Raw genomic sequence first — 17514 nt, forward strand, 5'->3', positions numbered from 1 at the left:
TTCATTTAGAATTCGTTGGCTTTGAATTAGAATTCAAAATCTGCTGATCAGATCTTGTAGTCTATCCCTTTTTCTTTGAGATACCGGGAGTTGTGAATGATCCGACATGATTACGAATCCGCCATCTTTTTTGATATAGGATCTCATCTCATTCAGATTGATCAAGTGGGATTGGTGGATGCGCTCAAATCCATGATCTGATAGCAACTCTTCATATTCTTTCAAAGTTTTGGATATCATAATTACCTTATTATGATTTTTGATATAGAATTTGGTATAATTATCCACTGACTCGCATCGGATAATATCCTTGATCTCAAAAAGGTGGATTCCGTCCGAAGTTGACAGGGCTATCTTTTTGAAATTGTCGGTTTTTCTTGTGATATTTTCCAGAAGCAGCTGGATGTTTTTATTCTCATTGTTCAAATGAGTTATATTTTTGATTTTTCTGATAACCGTCTGCAGATCTTCCGGATCGATCGGTTTCAGAAGGAAGTCCAATGCGCTAAACCTAAAAGCCTTTATCGCAAATTTTTCGTGGGCCGTAACAAAGACGATATGGGAAGAGATCTTCCCATATTTGGTATTAAGCTTTTCCAATATATCGAATCCAGAGCCATCATTCATCATGATATCCAGGAAAACAATTTGAGGATTTGTTTTTTCTATAAGCTGTATTCCTGTCTTTACGCTTTCCGCCTCGCCCAGGATTTCTATCTCGGGAGCATATAAAGACAACATCGCTCTCATCCCGTTTCTGAGATTATGGTCATCATCTATTAAAATTGCAGTTATCATCATTTGTGTTTTATAAATTCTAATGGCAGTTTTATCAGAACCTGTGTTCCCAGGACAATTTCATTATTATTTAGTTCTGTAATATCCAATTCGATCTTTTTATTTTCCAATTGTTCCAGAGTTTCCAATCTTTTTTGTGAGATCTCCATCGCCATAGATTTGTGTGCATTCACAAAATTGGTTTTCCCCATCTTTGATCTTTCGATTCCCACCCCATTATCTGTGATGGTGCAAATAAGGTTCTCATCGATCTGTTGAAAAGTAATATCAATGAAACCTTTCCCTTCTTTCGGGACCACGCCATGAATGATCGCGTTTTCCACATAAGGTTGCAACAGCAAAGATGGAATTGCTGTATCATCTTCAATTTCCGGATATTTGTAGATTTTAAAATCGAATTTATGGTTGAACCTCAATTGCTCCAGTTCCAGATAATTCTTAAGCGCTTCTATCTCTTTATCGATTGTAATGGAGGATTCTTTTGAAAACTCCAAAGTAAGCCGCATTAGTTTTGAAAATTTGGAAAGATATCGGATCGCTTCATCTTTTCCATTCTGCATCACAAATGCTGAGATCGCCGCCAAGCAATTAAAGACAAAATGCGGATTCATTTGCAGATGTAGAGCTTTATGTTCGAATTCGGCCAATTGTTTCTGAAGGAGAATCGTTTTTTGCTTTTCTCGATTTCGGTAATATAAAAATGTTCCCAACAGAAAAACTCCCACCAATGCAATGATAAAAAAACCTTTCAGCCTTTCTCGGCTTGCATTCTCCCGTTTTTCCAGCTGTTCTTTTTCATATTGGAAATTAAGTTCGGTTTTCAAACGTTGCTGTTCATTTCTTACAATATCGAATTTTTCTTTTTCTATGTCATAATTTTTGAGATGTGATAGAGCCTGTTGCTGGTCTCCCTTTTTATCATATATTTCTGAAAGCAATTTTTCAACATTCATAGTTGTTTCAGTCAATTCAAGTTCTTTCGCAAGTTCAAGACTTTTATTTGCAAATTTTAAAGATTCGCCCAAGTTATTTTCATTAAAAAAGATCTCTCCTAAAAATAAATAGGTATAGGACAAACCGAATTTGTCATCAATCGATAAAAACTCTCTTTCAGCATTTTTCAGATTGGCTTTGGCTTCATCAACTTGCCCTTTACTCAAATTATACTGTGAATAATTATTGTAAAGCTCTCCTAAAGCCCTGGGATTCTCATTTTTTTGATAAGATCCAAAACTTTCATCAAAATATTTTTTCGAATTTTCCAGCTTATTTTGATAAAGATAGATCAGTCCAATATTTGATGCACTTGCAGCAAATGTTGCCTCGTCTTTATTTTTTGAAATCTTGTTGGCCTTCAAAAAATACTGCAGCGCTTTTTCTTTGTCATCAATGGATTTATAAATAACACCGATATTATTATAAAGTTTGGAGATCTGGAGCTCGTTCTTTGTCTCTTCATAAATTTTCAGCGCTTCAAAATCATTATCCAAGGCTTTGGCGTAATTATTTTGTTCAGAATGGGCAACACCTTTGCTCCCTAATGTTTTTGCCAATGTTTCTTTTATTTCCTTATGATCAGAAGTGATTTTCAAAAGGATCTTTTCCGATATATCAAAATTTCGCAAGGCTTTATCGTAATCTCCAAAAATCAAAAATGAAGTTCCGATATTCTGATAAGCAATGGCCTGTTGATAGGGACTCTTATACTTTTTGGCATTGTTCAAGGCAAGAATTGCAAATTTTTGCATCTGCTCCGGATCAGAATGTTTGTATGTATCGGAAATCTGATTTTGTAAAGCTGGAATGTTCTCAAGGTTCTTTTCATTTTTAAGCAAAGCCAATAGAGAATCCGCAGATTGTGCCGATAAGAATAATGCAGAAGGTATCAGTAGAAAAAGTAGAATTTTTCTCATCCGTTGTGTTTGCCGCAAAATTAGTTATAAGCAATTGATTTTAAAAACATCTAATGAGAAAATGTTGTTTTTGGATGAGAATTCGATTTCAGATTGACATTTTAATTTTCTAAATTTGAGATTTATAAATCATTGGTAATTTTGGAAAATCGCAAAAAGATCGGATTGTTTTTCGGTTCATTCAACCCCATTCATATTGGTCATTTGATATTGGCCAATTATATTCTGGAAAACTCTGATATGCAGGAACTTTGGTTTGTCGTAAGCCCTCAAAACCCTTTCAAAGACAAAAAATCCTTATTGAAAGACCATAACAGGCTGGATATGGTCCAACTGGCGATCAGAAATTATCCGAAAATGCGCGCTTCCAATGTAGAGTTTTCATTGCCGACTCCAAGTTACACGATCGATACTTTAACTTATCTTAAGGAAAAACATCCCGATTTTTCTTTTTCACTGATCATGGGAGAAGATAATTTGGGAAGTCTCCACAAATGGAAAAACTATGAATTACTTCTGAAAAATCATCAGATTATTGTTTATCCTAGAATTTTAGGTGAAGAGAAAAAAGATGAAGTCTTCGAGAGCCTCAGACTGACAGTTGCGCAACACGAAAACATTCATCAAATCGATGCGCCAATCATAGAACTTTCTGCAACCGAGATCCGAAATATGATTAAAGAAGGTAAAAATGTGAGGCCAATGCTTCCACCGGAAGTTTTTGAGTATCTTGATGGAAGTAGTTTTTATAAATAAATAGTGGATGAAAAAAAGCTTTATTTTAATTATCCTTTTGATCTTTCAAACTTTGCTTTTTGCCCAACACAAAAAGGTAGTAAGAATAAATTGTGATTCGATTTTTAATAAAAAAGGCTATTTCGTTTCCTTGGAATTTGATCCGAAAGATCAGGTTATATTAAATGTATTATTCATTTTTTCAAAAAAAATCAATGGAAAAGAAAAAATAATACATCAGGAAAGATTGCACAGTCAGTTTCAAAATATTGAGTTCATCGATTTCAATGGTGACGGGATCAAAGATATTTTGATAGAAAACACTTCTGATGTGAGAAGCAATTTGACCTACAATCTTTTTATAGTCGATTTAAAAAATCAGAAATTAAGGAAAATAGATGGTTTTGATGAAATCAAAAATCCAAATTATCTGAAGGAATATGACTTAATAGATTGTTTGGTAATGTCTGGAAGAAATTGGACAAGCTTTTATAAAATCAAAGGAAATAAGATCAAGGATTTTGGATATGTTATAGAAGATGGCGAAGACGAAAATGGAAAAGACCTGGAATATGATAAAAATTACAAGTTAACATTGGCAAAAATCCTGAAATCTGAAAAAGAAAAAAAATGAACATCATAGAAAAATATTTCTCAAAATATCCCGAAGAAAAACTCATCAAATGGTTTAAACAAATCTGCCTTGCAGAAGCTGTTTCCTGGTTTTTGCTTTTTACGGCTATGTATTGGATTAGGGAAGATAAAAACGGGATTTTACCTACAATTTACATTATTATCATTGGAAATATCCACGGACTGTTTTTCACGTTGTATCTTTTGTTGTTGCTGCCTGTCAGAAAGATTTTCGATTGGGATGATGAGGATTCTATTTTTGCATTATGTGCTGCTTTCTTCCCATTTGCAACCATTTGGGTCGATAAGAAATTAGCCCGGAAAAATCGCAATGAATGATGAATATCAATGAGGAAAATTCTCTATTTGAAATTAAACTTGATAACTTTAAAATATGAAAATCACATTCTTTTCTTCAAAACCTTATGACAAGGAATTTTTTGATAAAGCCAATCAGCAATTCAATTTTGAACTGGATTATTATGAAACCCATCTTGGTCCGCACGTCCTGAATCTCATAGACCATTCCGATGCTGTTTGCGCCTTTGTGAATGACAAACTAAATGCGGAAGTTTTGGAATCGCTTGCCAGCAAAGGTGTAAAATATATCGCATTGCGGTGTGCAGGATTCAACAATGTAGATCTGGAAGCTGCAAAGCGTCTCGGGCTGAGAGTTTCCAGAGTCCCGGCATACTCTCCGGAAGCAGTTGCTGAACACGCAATGGCCATGATTCTCACGCTTAACAGAAAAACCCACAAAGCTTACAACCGGGTCCGGGAACAGAATTTTGCCTTGAATGGCCTGATGGGTTTTAATCTTTATCAGAAAACGATCGGTGTCATTGGAACGGGAAATATTGGTGCCGCTTTTGCAAAAATTGCGAAAGGATTTGGTGCAAAGGTTTTAGCTTTTGATATTACAGAAAATCAGGAATTAAAAAATATCGGAATCGATTATGTTTCTCAGGAACAATTACTTTCTGAATCCGATATTGTTTCACTTCATTGTCCATTGATGGAATCTACACATCACCTGATCAATGAAGAATCAATCCAAAAAATGAAACAAAATGTCATGATCATCAACACCAGCCGAGGTGGATTGATTGACACAAAAGCCGTCATCAACGGACTAAAATCCAAACATATCGGTTATCTAGGGATTGATGTTTATGAACAGGAAGAAAAATTATTTTTCCGGGACCTTTCCCATACGATCATTGAAGATGACACGATCCAAAGGCTGATGAGTTTCCCGAATGTTTTGGTAACTGCACATCAGGCTTTTTTTACTCAGGAGGCCCTTGAACAGATTGCGACTTCTACTCTGACAAGTCTTTCCCATTTCGAAAAGAATGATGAATTTGAAAATCCAAATGCTGTTTTGATTTAATATTAAAACCACATAGGCACATAGCAATCTGAATATTCAGTCTGAAAAAAGGAAAAAGATAAAGTCAAAAAATTACTATTTAATCTTAATTTTCACTAAAAACCTATGTGTCTATGTGGTAAAAAATATTTTACTATAAATTTAAATAGACTTTAAATCTTAAAATAAAACCTTAAAATTCCATATCTGAACTTTCAGATAATGAAGTCATTGTAATTTTTACAGTGGCTTTTTTCATTTTTATTCCATTTTGGATGTAACAAATTTCTATTTCCGATTGTCTCATAATTAAGTATATAAATTTTTATAACTGAAAACCAATCAGTTGTAATCAATAAATAAATTTATTTACTACTTTGTATTGCATAATACTAATTTTAATACATATCTTTGCAATGTTAAATATTAGTAACAACAAAATACCTTAGCTACTATGAAAACTAAAATACTAATTGCAGTTATCTTTTTCTCAGGAATGATTTCTGCGCAACAGACTCAGAAAAAAACAGAGGAAACAAAAACTATAGAAGAAGTGAAACTTAGCAAAAAAGTTTTTGTAAAAAAATCTGACCGGTTTGTTTATGATGTTGCTTCCTCTCCTATTGCAAAAGGAACCAACTCTTTCAATCTTCTTCAGCAAACGCCAATGCTATCCAGCACAGACGGAAAAACTTTCAAGATAATGGGAAAATCCAGCGTTGTTTTTTACATCAATGGAAAAAGAACGCTAATGGACGCAGAAGCGATTACGGAAATGCTGAAAAATACACCGTCTGAAAATATCCAGAGAATAGAAGTGGTAACCGTTCCCGGAAGTGAGTTTCAGGTAGAAGCCAATGAAGGTGTCATCAACATCGTGATGAAAAAAAGCAAAACCAATGGCTACAACGGAACCTTAAAAATGAATAACAGCCAAAGTTTTTATAATAATCCTTCGTCCGGGATTGCCTTTAATGCCAGACAAAACAAGTGGTCGTTCAATTCCAATTTCAATATGGGAAGTTACAGAGAAAGAGAGAAATATACGCTTTCCAATGGTGACGAAACTTTCAGAAATGATTCTTACGGAACGATGGACGACCCAAATAAGAATTATGGTGGAAGTATCAACATCGATTATGAGATCAATAAAAAACAAAATCTTGGTTTCAGCTACAATATGCGATATAACAAGAGCTTCGGTTCTGTGTTGGATATGACGAATTATGAAAATGGAATATTATCAAACAAAACTGTAAACCAAGAAGATGCACAAACGAGAAACCACAACTTCAACCTGAATTATGAAGTTAAAACCGATACACTTGGTAGCAAATTGAGTTCAAACATTTCCTATTTGTGGTTCAACAGAGACAAAGTAAGTCTTGGTGAGACTTTTCCATTAAAAGCTGACGGCAGATACAGTGCTTTCCAGCAGGCAGTTCCCCAAATCATTAATAATTATGCAGCAAACATCGATTATATCAAGAAATTCAGAAATGAAAGTGCGTTTGCGATTGGTTCAAGCTACAATCACACCAATACGGATAGTGACACCAGACAAAATGACTATAATGGAAACACTTTTATAATCAATACCAACCTTTCCAATCATTTCATTTATAAAGAAAACATTATCGGAGCTTATGCCACATTCGAGAGAAAATTCTCTGATAAACTCTCTGCAAAAGTGGGAACAAGATTCGAAGCTACGCTTAGTACGGGCGACATTGTGGGAAAACCTGATATAGGTTTTGAAAGAAATTATAACAATCTCCTGCCTTACGCCACATTGAACTACACAATCAACGATAATAACAATATCAGCTACAGTTTTTCCAGCCGGGTGAGAAGACCGGGATTTGGGCAACTGAATCCCTCCAGAACTTACTTTACGCCTACCAATTATATTCAGAACAATCCTTTTATGCAGGCTTCGAAGAATTATAATCAGGAAATCAATTATATGTACAAGAATGCTTTCTATGCCAATGTAAGTTTCAATTATGCAGATAATGCTTATGGTCAATTGCCTTTGCAAGGAACTGAAACAAAAATTAAAAGAGATGAAAATGGAAATCCCGAATATGACGAAAATGGAAATCCGATAAAAATCACAACAAAATTCCTTAGATATATAAGAACCAATTATGGTAACAACAAACAATTGGGATTGACCTTAGGAATGAACAAAGCCTGGTTCGGCGACGTCTGGACAACCAATTACTCTGCAAACTTCGAATATGCAACTTACAAAGGTAGTGTAACGAAAGACCCAACTTCGCAACAAATCCCAGGAGACACAGAAGAATTACTGCCTTTTACAATTAATGTAAAAACGTTGAATACCTTCTTCCAGGCCAACAATATGGTAAGATTATCAGCAAAAAAAGATTGGTATCTGGGTATTAATTACTGGCTGATGCCGTCAAGAGAAATGGAAATTGGAAAACTTCACACACAACAGAGTTTCGATGTGAACATCAAAAAAATAATGGGAAATTTCACATTCCTCGTAGAAGTGAATGACCTTTTCAATCAAAATATAGTTGATATCAGAACCATACAAAATAACGGAAACTACAATACGGTAAGAAATTTCCAATACAGAAGAGAACTAAATATCAATGTGACCTACAACTTCGGAAATCAAAAATTGAAAAAAGCCAGAGAGGTAAAATCTGCCAACGATGCGATACGCTCAAGAACTTAATCAAGAAAAAATAAACTATTACTCTCAAAAAATAAAATTATGAAAGCCAAAACTCTCATCGCAGCACTTTTCTTCTCGGGACTGATATATGCACAAGAATCAAAGAAAGATACTGCAAATACAAAAAACATAGAAGCCGTTACACTTACAAAACAAGTCTTCAAAAAGCAAAGCGACCGTTTTGTCTATGATGTTGCAGCATCGCCTGTTGCTAAAGGAAACACCGCTTTTAACATATTGAAACAAACACCACTGGTTTCTTCAACCGATGATAAAACTTTGAAGATCATTGGGAAAAACAACGCTGTGATTTTCATTAACGGAAGAAAAACCAATATGGATGCCGAGTCATTAACGCAATTCCTGAAAAATACACCGGCGGAAAACATTCAGAAAATTGAAGTGATCACGCTACCCGGAAGTGAATATCAGGTTGAATCTTCGGACGGAATCATCAATATTGTCCTGAAGAAAAAAATGACCGATGGACTGAACGGGAATATGAGAATGGGAAATTCCCAAAGTTATTACAACTCTTCTTATGCAAGTCTTTCATTGAATTATAGAAAAGATAAACTGGGAATCAGCTCTAATATTAACACGAGTCAAAATATCCAGGAACAATATTATATTCTGAAAAATGGAACTTCGACTTCCAGCAATCAGTCAGAAGGTAGAGTGACCGACCCGAACAAAAACCTTGGAGGTTATTTAAACATTGATTATCAATTGAATGACAATAGCAATTTGGCTTTGACGTGGAATTCCTGGGCAAACAGAAGTTATGGTTCGACTTCTAATTTATTCAACACAGTCGTTGCTCCAAAAAATGGTATTGAATCAACAACTTATAATTACACCAAAAACCTTGAAAATTCCCGTTCGTACAACAACTCATTTAACTTGAATTATGAATTGAAAACAGATACTCTTGGAAGTAAATTGAATTTGAATGCGGCATATCTGCATTATAAACGTTTTCAAAATGCCGACAACAGAACATTCAGGTCTGATATGTTTCAGAATTTAAATAGTTTACAAGTACAAATCACACAAAACACGCCTCAGGTTATCAATAACTTTTCTTTTTTAGGAGATTATATCAAGAGATTTAAAAATGATTTCACTGTGTCTATCGGTGGAAATTATAACAAGACAAAAACAGATAACGACACCCAAAACATTACTTCATATTACGACGAAAATGATAATCTTGCAGAATATGATGATGCCGGAAATGTGATTGTTAAAAATCCAATTTTCAATCCCAATCATTTTATCTACGATGAAAACATCTATGGATTTTATTTGACGCTTGAAAAGAAATTCTCTGACAAATTCTCTGGAAAGATCGGTGCAAGGTATGAGATCACAAAAAGTGTCGGAACATCCGATAATTCTGAAAATCCTGCCTTGAATAGATTCGAGAGAAATTACAATAACTTTTTGCCTTACATCAGTCTGAATTATGGCATCAATGATAAAAACAATATCTCTTACGCCTTCTCCAGCAGAATGAGAAGACCAAGTTTCTGGGAGCTGAATCCGGTTAAAAATTACCTGACAGATGTGAATTATACTCAGAATAATCCTTTCGTAAAAGCGGCTTCGGTTTATACCAATGAGTTGACCTATATGTTCAAGAATTCTTATTTCTTGATTCTGAATCACTCTTATACAAAAGATGTCATCACGCAGGTTTCTTTGATTGGAGCCCCAGTCTCTCCAACCGGAACAGTTGGTCAAGACCAATTGAGATACATCAGAACCAATTTTGGAGATAAGCAGGAGATGTCTGCAATGATAGGAATGCAGAAGTCATTTTTCAAACAATATCTGACGACCAATTTCAATATCGGAATGCAGAGAAATATCAATAATGGTTTCCTGAATACCGACCCAATTACAGGCGATGTTTTCCCGGATTATGTGAACAAAATCAAATCTAACAGTTTGTTGATCCAAACCAATAATACCGTACGACTTGACAAAAAGAAAACTTGGTTCCTGGGCGTAAACTATTGGTATGTTGACAACCAGCAAATCGAATTGGGACAGCTTAAATCATTGATGAGTCTGGATGCCAATATCAAAAAAGTCTGGAACGACTGGACATTTGCCTTAGAGATCTATGATATTCTGAAAACCAATAAAGTCGAGATCAGCGATTATTCCCAAGCAGACGGAAAATACAATTACATCAATCAAAATCAATATAATCAAAGTGTGAACTTCAGCATCACTTATAACTTCGGGAACAAAAAAGTTCAGAAAATAAGAGATATCAGCAGCGCAGACAAGGATATAAAAAACCGCACCAGATAAACGTTCATTATATATTAAATCAAATTTTTCAATGAAACTCCCGATATTGGTTATTCGGGGGTTTTTTATTTTTTCTGATTTTCCAGATAAAGCCGTCCAAAAGATAATGCGTCAACTGTGGAACAACCAATAACGGTACCAGAAACTGTTGCCAGGACATTGATAATTCGAATGATTGAATTGAGAAATGCTCTCTCCAAACCAGAACTTCCCAAATCAATTCCTCGAAGAAAGCAAATCCGATGATAATCAATACAAATAATAAAATTCCAAAACTGGTTTTAAAGATAGAAAGGTTTTTTAATGACGAGTTTTCTTTTTGTTTAATTTCTCTGATGTAAATCAATGCGATGTAAGGAATCCCGTGGGAAATAACGTTCAGCAATGTAAAAATCAAATCATTATTAAAATAAACAATTCCAAAATACCAGGATAAATAAGTTCCGACAATAATGGCGTTTTTAGGAATATTTAAAGTTTTATCCTTAATGAAAAAATAAATCGTTTTCAGAATCCAAATCCCTAAAATAATCCAATAAATTAAAGTGATTCCGGGAACAAAATTAGGAAGTGAATCGAACCAGCTGAACTCATTTTCTACAAACCAATTGAAAGCCCGAGGCGTTTTTATCCAATACAACATTGGAAAAACAGTTGCAGAATAAATGGCGATACCGTCCCAAAATTTTGAAAAACCTTTCTTCTCGAATCTCGCATACAATCGCATAAATCCATATTGCTGACGAACAAAATGAAAGACCGCAACCAAAGCCAAAACCGACCAAAAGAACAAACTCCCGAATTGATAAAAAATCAAACCGAGAATCAGACTAACTGCAGGAATTCCCAAATACAAAAGCTTCCTTCTTCGGAATTCTTCTCTGATAAAATAAGTTTTGAATAAAGTCGAATAAACGTGCGCAACATCCACAAAAACAATAAGAATCAACCATGTATAGAATGAATAATGATTTTCAAGATTCTGAATTTGTCCCTGAAACAAAACTATAATTGTCAATACCAAAAATGGTGGAGACAAGATGAATCGCCAATCGGTTTTCGCATTATGAATCCAAGGCTGTTTCATTTCAAGATATTTATTTTGTTAAAGGTCAAATGTAATCTTGGGGATTTCATATTCCAATCATTTCTTTTGCAGCTCTGATTCCCTGATGAAAAGCTTCCTCAAAAATAGAAATTCCTGATAAATCGGTATGAGCAAAGAAAATTTTGTTATCAACATTTTGTTTTGCTAATTGTTTTTCTACTCCAAAAATGAAATCCGGAACAGGCGAAATCATCCCGTGTCCCAATTTATGAAACTGAATATCAATTATAAAATCTTCGATTTCCGGATGTGCGACTTTCAAATCATCAAGAACCAGATTTTTCAATTCATCTGCCTTCAGATTGTATAATTGTCTTCGTGCTTTTTTACAATTATCTGTAGAAAAACTTCTGTAATGTGTGATGACCTTCTCTCCAACAATTTGATTAAGGTTCTGATGTTGGTCATTGATGTAACCTAAACCTTCCGTTCCAAAAATCACATTATCCCAAGCCAGTTCTTCTGCACCACCAAATTCATTTTTCAATGTTAAAGTGGATAATAACCAAGGAACATAATTGAAATTTTTCAGTTTTCTGCTTTTGAAAATATATTGATTGACGAATTGCGGCGTTGCAAAAAGAACTTTCTCAGCAATAATTTTTTTTGAGATTTTCGATTGATTATCAAAAACTAAAACCTCAACATTATCTTTATCCGAATTGACATCAAAAACAAGATGATGTTTCAAATGTTTATTCTCAACAAATTCTGAAAGATGTTTTGCCAATCTTGCGTTTCCTTCCGGCCAGGTGAAAACCTGATCTTGACGATTAGTCGCCCAATTATTTTTTCTTCCTGCAAAATAATGGATTCCAGCCCAAGCGGAAACGTATTTCAAACCTAAACCATAATCATCTTTGCAGGAATAATCCAATAACCAAAGTAATTCTTGAGATTGAAAATGATTATTAACAAGCCAATCAAGAAAAGTTATTTGGTCGAGGTTTTTGGCTTCGTCACTGGATTTTGAAACCGGAATATCAAACCAATATTTTCCAGAATTATCTTTCTTGATTCGGAATTCGTCCATTAATTTAAAAAAACCTGTAATTTCTTCTTTAGCATTAGAGGAAATTCCGTTTTGAGGAATCAAATCATTTTGCCATTCATTCTTGAAAAATAAGCGTTCTTGTTTAGGAAAAGTCAGTTGCTCATCATCTAAAACAGGCAACCCATTTTCGTCATCGCCGAGATAGATTTTACAATCTTTCAGAAACTCAATCAATTCCAAATCTTCTTTATTCGGAATCGGAAGATAATGTGCACCGATAGGAAATTTTGAAAACCGGTTTTCTCCGTTGGAAGCATTTCCTCCGAGATGATTCTCCATCTCGACTAAAAGAAAATCATTCTCATTATTATTTTTCAAATACCGACAAGCCGAAAGTCCGGAAATTCCACTTCCAACAATCAGAAATTTTGTTTTGATTTCTTCTGTCGGTTTCGGAAAATCTTTTGCCCAAAGTCTATGCCCCAAAACAGAATTGGTTCCTGTGATTTTGAGTAAAAAAGATTTTGATTTCTGTTTGCAATATTGTAGAAATGGCAACATCAATCCTGCCCAAAAGATAGTCTTGAGAAAAGATTTCCGGGAAAATTGATTGGTAGAAGTTGGCAAAATTTAATTATAATTTTGAAACGCTTTCGTAGATATTCTTCTATATTTTTAAAATCGGAATCTGCATTAGTTAATATTTCTATTTGCCTCATTTGCATATTTTTTCAAACGTTCGTCACGACTCATTTTCCACTCAGAAAAAGGAATTGTGTTTCCATTCTTTATGTCTTCCTCTGCTTTTTTCAACGATTCCAAAATTTCTTCCTTGGTTTCGGTTCTGTAAACCGGCTCCATTACTCTGGCAATAGCTAGCAACTCTTCGGAAGTAAATCTTTTGTCTTTCATTTTTTTGAAAAAGGTTGGCTTTTTAATCCCTGTTTTCTCAATAATGTAAGAGATTTTGAAAGGAGATTCTTTCAGAATTAGATCTATACTGTTCTGGATTTCTATATATTTTTCGATTTCAGCTATCATAATTTTATAATTTTAAGTATCACTATTTGATACAAATATAATAAAATATTGAGACAAATTACTGGACTTTGCCCCATTCTTCATCAAAATATCTTACCAGAATCTGATTATCCAAACGATTCACTTCCAGATTATTTGCTTTCATATCCTTGCTGAAATAAGACATTTGTTTAAAATTGTAATCATAAAATTTCAAATCCGGAAGCCTTCTTATAATTTTGTTATCAATAGGCTGAAAAGAGGCGAGACAAAATCCCCATTCTCCAAAACTAGGAACATAAGAGTGATAGGCTGTTGTAAATGGAAAAATCTGATTAATGGTTTTCTCGATACACCAAAAAGATTTCGGTGCGAAATAAGGCGATGTGGTCTGAACGACTATTTTAGTGTCGTTTGTGGTTACTTTCTCCAGTTCTTTATAAAACTGTAGCGAATATAATTTTCCTAAGCTATAGTTCGAAGGGTCTGGAAAATCGATGATAATGATATCATATTTCTTCTTGTTCCCTTTTACCCAAATGTAAGCGTCTTTATTAATCACTTCAACTTTAGGACTAGAAAATGATTGATGATTCAGCCTTTTCATTGTTTCATTATCTCGGAAAAAATTGGTCATTTCTCCATCCAAATCAACCAAAGTAATATTCTTTACATTTTTATATTTCAAAATTTCTCGAACCGCAAAACCATCGCCTCCGCCCAGAACCAAAACATTGGAAATAGTCTTGGCCATAGACATCGCCGGATGAACCAAAGCTTCGTGATAACGGTATTCGTCAGCAGAAGAAAACTGAAGATTATTATTAAGATAAAGTCGGAAATCCTGATTATTCCTAGTAAAAACAATTCTCTGGTAAGGTGAATTATTTGCGTAGATAATATTCTCTCCGTACATTTTCTCTTCGGAAAAGGTCAAAAGTCTATCCGAAAAAATAAAAAGTGCCAATAAACTTAGAAAGGCAAAAATCGATTTAATTTTAAGTCCGATTGGATTTTTCAATTCTCTTTCCAGATAAAACGAAAGGAAAATCGCAATGGAAATATTAATCAAACCAAAAAAAAGCGGCGTTCTTATAATTCCTAAACTTGGAATCAGAACCAGTGGAAAAAGAATGGATGCCAGCAAAGCACCAATGTAATCAAACGCAAAAACATTAGAAACCAAATCTTTGAAAGCGACTTTATCCTTGAGAATATTCATCAGTAATGGAATTTCCAACCCAACTAAACATCCTGTCAGAAATACAAAAAGATATAAAACAGGCTCAAAATGATGAACCGTATTGAATAAATAGAATAAAACTACTGAGCTGATTCCTCCGATAACACCGACAAGAATTTCGATTTCAACGAATTTATTTAGCAAATCTTTATGAATAAATTTTGCCAAGTAAGAACCCACGCCCATCGAAAAAAGATAAACGCCGATAATGAAAGAGAATTGTTTTACAGAATCTCCCAAAAGATAACTTGCCAAAGCGCCTGCAACCAATTCATAAATCAATCCGCAAGTCGCGATGACAAATACCGAAAAAAGTAAAAGCAGTTCAAACGAAATCCGTTTTTTATCCATGAATCGCTGCGCTGATAATAATAGAAATCCCGATAATAAACGCGCCTAAAATAATTGCTAATGCGGTGTTATTATTTTTTGAAATCTCGTGCCAGGTCTTTTCCGGAGTTAATTTTTCAATAATGACATAGCAAATCAACAAAATGGCAATTCCCAAAAAAGAATATAATATCGAATTAAGTATTGGTAAATAATTAAAATCTCCCATAATCAATGTTTTTAAAATTTATTTGTGATAATATCTGTAAACCGAAGTTCCGTGTGAGCGATATCTGGTTGCTCCATCTCTGTACTTTTCCATTTTTGCACAATCGCAAAACTGGTTTCCCGTGTAAGTCAAATACAGAAACCAACCTAGAAAAAATATTCCTAAAGACAGCAATAGCTTATTATTTCTAATATAATTAATCATCTTTTCCATCAGTTTGTATACTCGTTAAAAGGAGAATAGTTACTGTTTTTCCATTTCTCCTTATCAAAAAGATATTTTCCCCAATAATTCAGAAGAACCAACGCCACCATTATTCCTATAATAATGAAGTAATTCCAAAAACTTACAGGTCTCCAAAAAGCCTGAATATCGAATGCCGGATTCAGCGTATCCGTATCAGGTGATGTTGCTGAAAAATTTGGATTTTTGAGTTTGAATTCTTTAGCCTTTTCTAACTCAGAATAGATTATGGAATCATTAGTTTGAAGATTAGATAAATTATAAGAAATCTTTTCACCCGTCGCCAGAGTTGTTACATCCACGAATCCAAACTCATCGTAAATAAAAGATTTTGTTCCGTCAGGAGAATAGAATGTTTCTCCACTTGGCTGTTCAAAGCCTTGTTTTTGCGCATTGATGGCGAAATGATATTTTCCGGGCGCAACACCACAAAAATTAAATTCTTTGTTCTTATCTCCTTCTGACCAGCTTTCTCCGCTTTCGTAGCCGTGATATTGTTCAATGTCTTGAGACGTGTATTCTATCTCATTCGTTTTTTCATTGACGAGACTCAATTCTACGTTGGCCCAGGAATTATCAACATTGGAATAGAGTTTTACATTAAGTGGAGCAGAAGCGCCACGCAAATCAAACGACTTCGAAATCAATTCTTTATTCCTTACAGAATCAAATCTGATTCTGTCACTGAAAACCTCATAATTAGTTCTTGAAACTGTGTTATAAAGCTGTAAAAGACTCATCAACAATGCAACAATTGCTAAAATATTTATCAATTGTCTGATGTTAATATAATAAGGCTGAACAATCCCTATTCCGGAATAATTCGGCATATGACTCGGTTTGAATTGTCGCTTGATTTCGCTCTTCGGAATATGTTTTCCCCAAAGAAAAGTTTTTTCTGTACCTATTTGTTCTATAGAAACCATTTCGGTCCCGTTCACAAATTCTTTATAATTGGCCAGGGAAAATTTAATTTTATCTTCGAAGAAACCGGTTGCAGAATCAATATTATTGGGAGTGGATTCGTACCACCTATAATTTTTCCCATTGAATTCTGCGTGAAATTTGAACTCCTTTTTCGGCATTTCTTTCGGTTGAAGAAAAACCCAATGTCCACTGCTTTCACTCAGGAATGCGTCATTTTTATCTTTGTCTTTCAGATAATATTCTCTCCAAAAAACAGAACTTCCATATTTGCGAACAACAATCGCAACGACTTGATATTCCGTTCCGTCAATTTTACCTTTTTGACCAATCTCCAAAACTACATTCTCCGTTGGTTTTTTGACAGTTTTTAAAATCGTTCCGGTCTCAGGATTAATTAAATTAGAGCAAGATCTACAAATATATTGTTCAATCTCGATATCGATTGTGAGAATATTTTCGGTTTTACAACTCGGGCAAACGTAGGTCTTCATCATCTCAGGATTTTGTGTTCTTTGATGATTTCTGCCTCGAAGTAAGTTAGCAATTTCGAGGTGATTTTTTCAACTTTCTCTGTATTATCATTATAATAATTACAAAGCAACAAATCTAAAGTCAGTTGTTGGAACTCCGGCCAGGTATGGATACAAAGATGTGATTCTTTCAGAATAATTGCTGAAGTAAAACTATCATTATCAAAAATATGAAACGTTTCTCCAACAACTTCTGTATCACATTCTGCCAAAAGTTTTTTGGCGTAATCTAAATAGGAATAATAATTTGTCAGTAAATCTGGATTTTCAACCTTCAGAGTCAATAGAACGTGTAATCCTTCCTGATAAATTTCTAAAGTTTTCATCATTAACGGTTATCAAGAAGCAATATCAGAATTTTTTGAAAACCTTACAATAGGATTAATAAAAAAGCTGTAAAT

Annotated in this window: 16 protein-coding genes; 6 read left to right on the forward strand and 10 right to left on the reverse strand. The window is 34.2% G+C overall.

What is annotated here, in order from left to right; translation table 11 throughout:
• Window positions 1–33: 33 nt before the first annotated feature.
• The gene (locus tag K319_RS0109590; protein WP_027383469.1) at window positions 34–798 is read right to left on the reverse strand and encodes a LytR/AlgR family response regulator transcription factor; all 765 of its coding nucleotides are present in this window, start codon (window positions 796–798) and stop codon (window positions 34–36) included.
• Window positions 798–2711 carry a histidine kinase gene (locus tag K319_RS0109595; protein WP_027383470.1) on the reverse strand — a complete coding sequence of 638 codons (1914 nt, stop codon included), beginning with the start codon at window positions 2709–2711 and terminating at the stop codon, window positions 798–800. The genes K319_RS0109590 and K319_RS0109595 overlap by 1 nt, the downstream gene beginning before the upstream one ends.
• A 141-nt stretch (window positions 2712–2852) precedes the next feature.
• On the opposite strand from K319_RS0109595, the gene nadD reads away from it, so the two are divergent.
• The 6 genes from nadD (at window position 2853) to K319_RS0109630 (ending at window position 10489) form a co-directional block, all read left to right on the forward strand.
• Window positions 2853–3467 (forward strand): nicotinate (nicotinamide) nucleotide adenylyltransferase, encoded by a 615-nt coding sequence (gene nadD / locus K319_RS0109600; RefSeq protein WP_034671651.1) that lies wholly within the window; start codon window positions 2853–2855, stop codon window positions 3465–3467.
• Window positions 3468–3474: 7 nt separating this feature from the next.
• Window positions 3475–4080: an XAC2610-related protein gene (locus K319_RS21020; RefSeq protein ID WP_027383472.1), complete on the forward strand. Its 606-nt coding sequence runs from the start codon at window positions 3475–3477 to the stop codon at window positions 4078–4080.
• Window positions 4077–4418, forward strand: coding sequence for a DUF3817 domain-containing protein (locus tag K319_RS0109610; protein WP_027383473.1), 342 nt, complete (start codon window positions 4077–4079; stop codon window positions 4416–4418). Before K319_RS21020 ends, K319_RS0109610 begins: the two co-directional genes overlap by 4 nt.
• 55 nt (window positions 4419–4473) lie before the next feature.
• Window positions 4474–5472 carry a 2-hydroxyacid dehydrogenase gene (locus tag K319_RS0109615; RefSeq protein ID WP_027383474.1) on the forward strand — a complete coding sequence of 333 codons (999 nt, stop codon included), beginning with the start codon at window positions 4474–4476 and terminating at the stop codon, window positions 5470–5472.
• Window positions 5473–5905: 433 nt separating this feature from the next.
• Window positions 5906–8164: an outer membrane beta-barrel family protein gene (locus K319_RS0109625; protein ID WP_027383475.1), complete on the forward strand. Its 2259-nt coding sequence runs from the start codon at window positions 5906–5908 to the stop codon at window positions 8162–8164.
• A 39-nt stretch (window positions 8165–8203) separates the two neighbouring features.
• Window positions 8204–10489, forward strand: coding sequence for a TonB-dependent receptor domain-containing protein (locus K319_RS0109630; protein WP_051230567.1), 2286 nt, complete (start codon window positions 8204–8206; stop codon window positions 10487–10489).
• Between the two features lie 28 nt (window positions 10490–10517).
• On the opposite strand, the gene K319_RS0109635 is transcribed toward K319_RS0109630, so the two are convergent.
• From K319_RS0109635 to K319_RS0109675, 8 genes are all read right to left on the reverse strand, one after another.
• Window positions 10518–11576, reverse strand: a complete 1059-nt coding sequence (locus tag K319_RS0109635; protein WP_027383477.1) for a hypothetical protein — start codon at window positions 11574–11576, stop codon at window positions 10518–10520.
• 46 nt (window positions 11577–11622) lie between these two features.
• Window positions 11623–13218, reverse strand: coding sequence for a flavin monoamine oxidase family protein (locus tag K319_RS0109640; RefSeq protein WP_235696097.1), 1596 nt, complete (start codon window positions 13216–13218; stop codon window positions 11623–11625).
• 66 nt (window positions 13219–13284) lie between these two features.
• A complete protein-coding gene (locus K319_RS20120; protein ID WP_051230569.1) occupies window positions 13285–13632 on the reverse strand; it encodes a hypothetical protein in 348 nt (115 codons plus the stop codon).
• Between the two features lie 58 nt (window positions 13633–13690).
• The gene (locus tag K319_RS0109655) at window positions 13691–15205 is read right to left on the reverse strand and encodes a polyamine aminopropyltransferase (RefSeq protein ID WP_027383479.1); all 1515 of its coding nucleotides are present in this window, start codon (window positions 15203–15205) and stop codon (window positions 13691–13693) included.
• Window positions 15198–15413 (reverse strand): DUF350 domain-containing protein, encoded by a 216-nt coding sequence (locus tag K319_RS0109660; RefSeq protein WP_027383480.1) that lies wholly within the window; start codon window positions 15411–15413, stop codon window positions 15198–15200. Before K319_RS0109660 ends, K319_RS0109655 begins: the two co-directional genes overlap by 8 nt.
• A gap of 18 nt (window positions 15414–15431) precedes the next feature.
• The gene (locus tag K319_RS0109665; RefSeq protein ID WP_235696098.1) at window positions 15432–15626 is read right to left on the reverse strand and encodes a hypothetical protein; all 195 of its coding nucleotides are present in this window, start codon (window positions 15624–15626) and stop codon (window positions 15432–15434) included.
• Window positions 15626–17077: a DUF4178 domain-containing protein gene (locus tag K319_RS0109670; protein WP_235696099.1), complete on the reverse strand. Its 1452-nt coding sequence runs from the start codon at window positions 17075–17077 to the stop codon at window positions 15626–15628. The genes K319_RS0109665 and K319_RS0109670 overlap by 1 nt, the downstream gene beginning before the upstream one ends.
• Entirely contained in the window at window positions 17074–17442 is a 369-nt protein-coding gene (locus tag K319_RS0109675) for an S-adenosylmethionine decarboxylase family protein (protein WP_235696100.1), read from the reverse strand. The genes K319_RS0109670 and K319_RS0109675 overlap by 4 nt, the downstream gene beginning before the upstream one ends.
• Window positions 17443–17514: the final 72 nt, after the last annotated feature.

This window comes from Epilithonimonas caeni DSM 17710, from assembly GCF_000426465.1.
Classification (GTDB): domain Bacteria; phylum Bacteroidota; class Bacteroidia; order Flavobacteriales; family Weeksellaceae; genus Epilithonimonas; species Epilithonimonas caeni.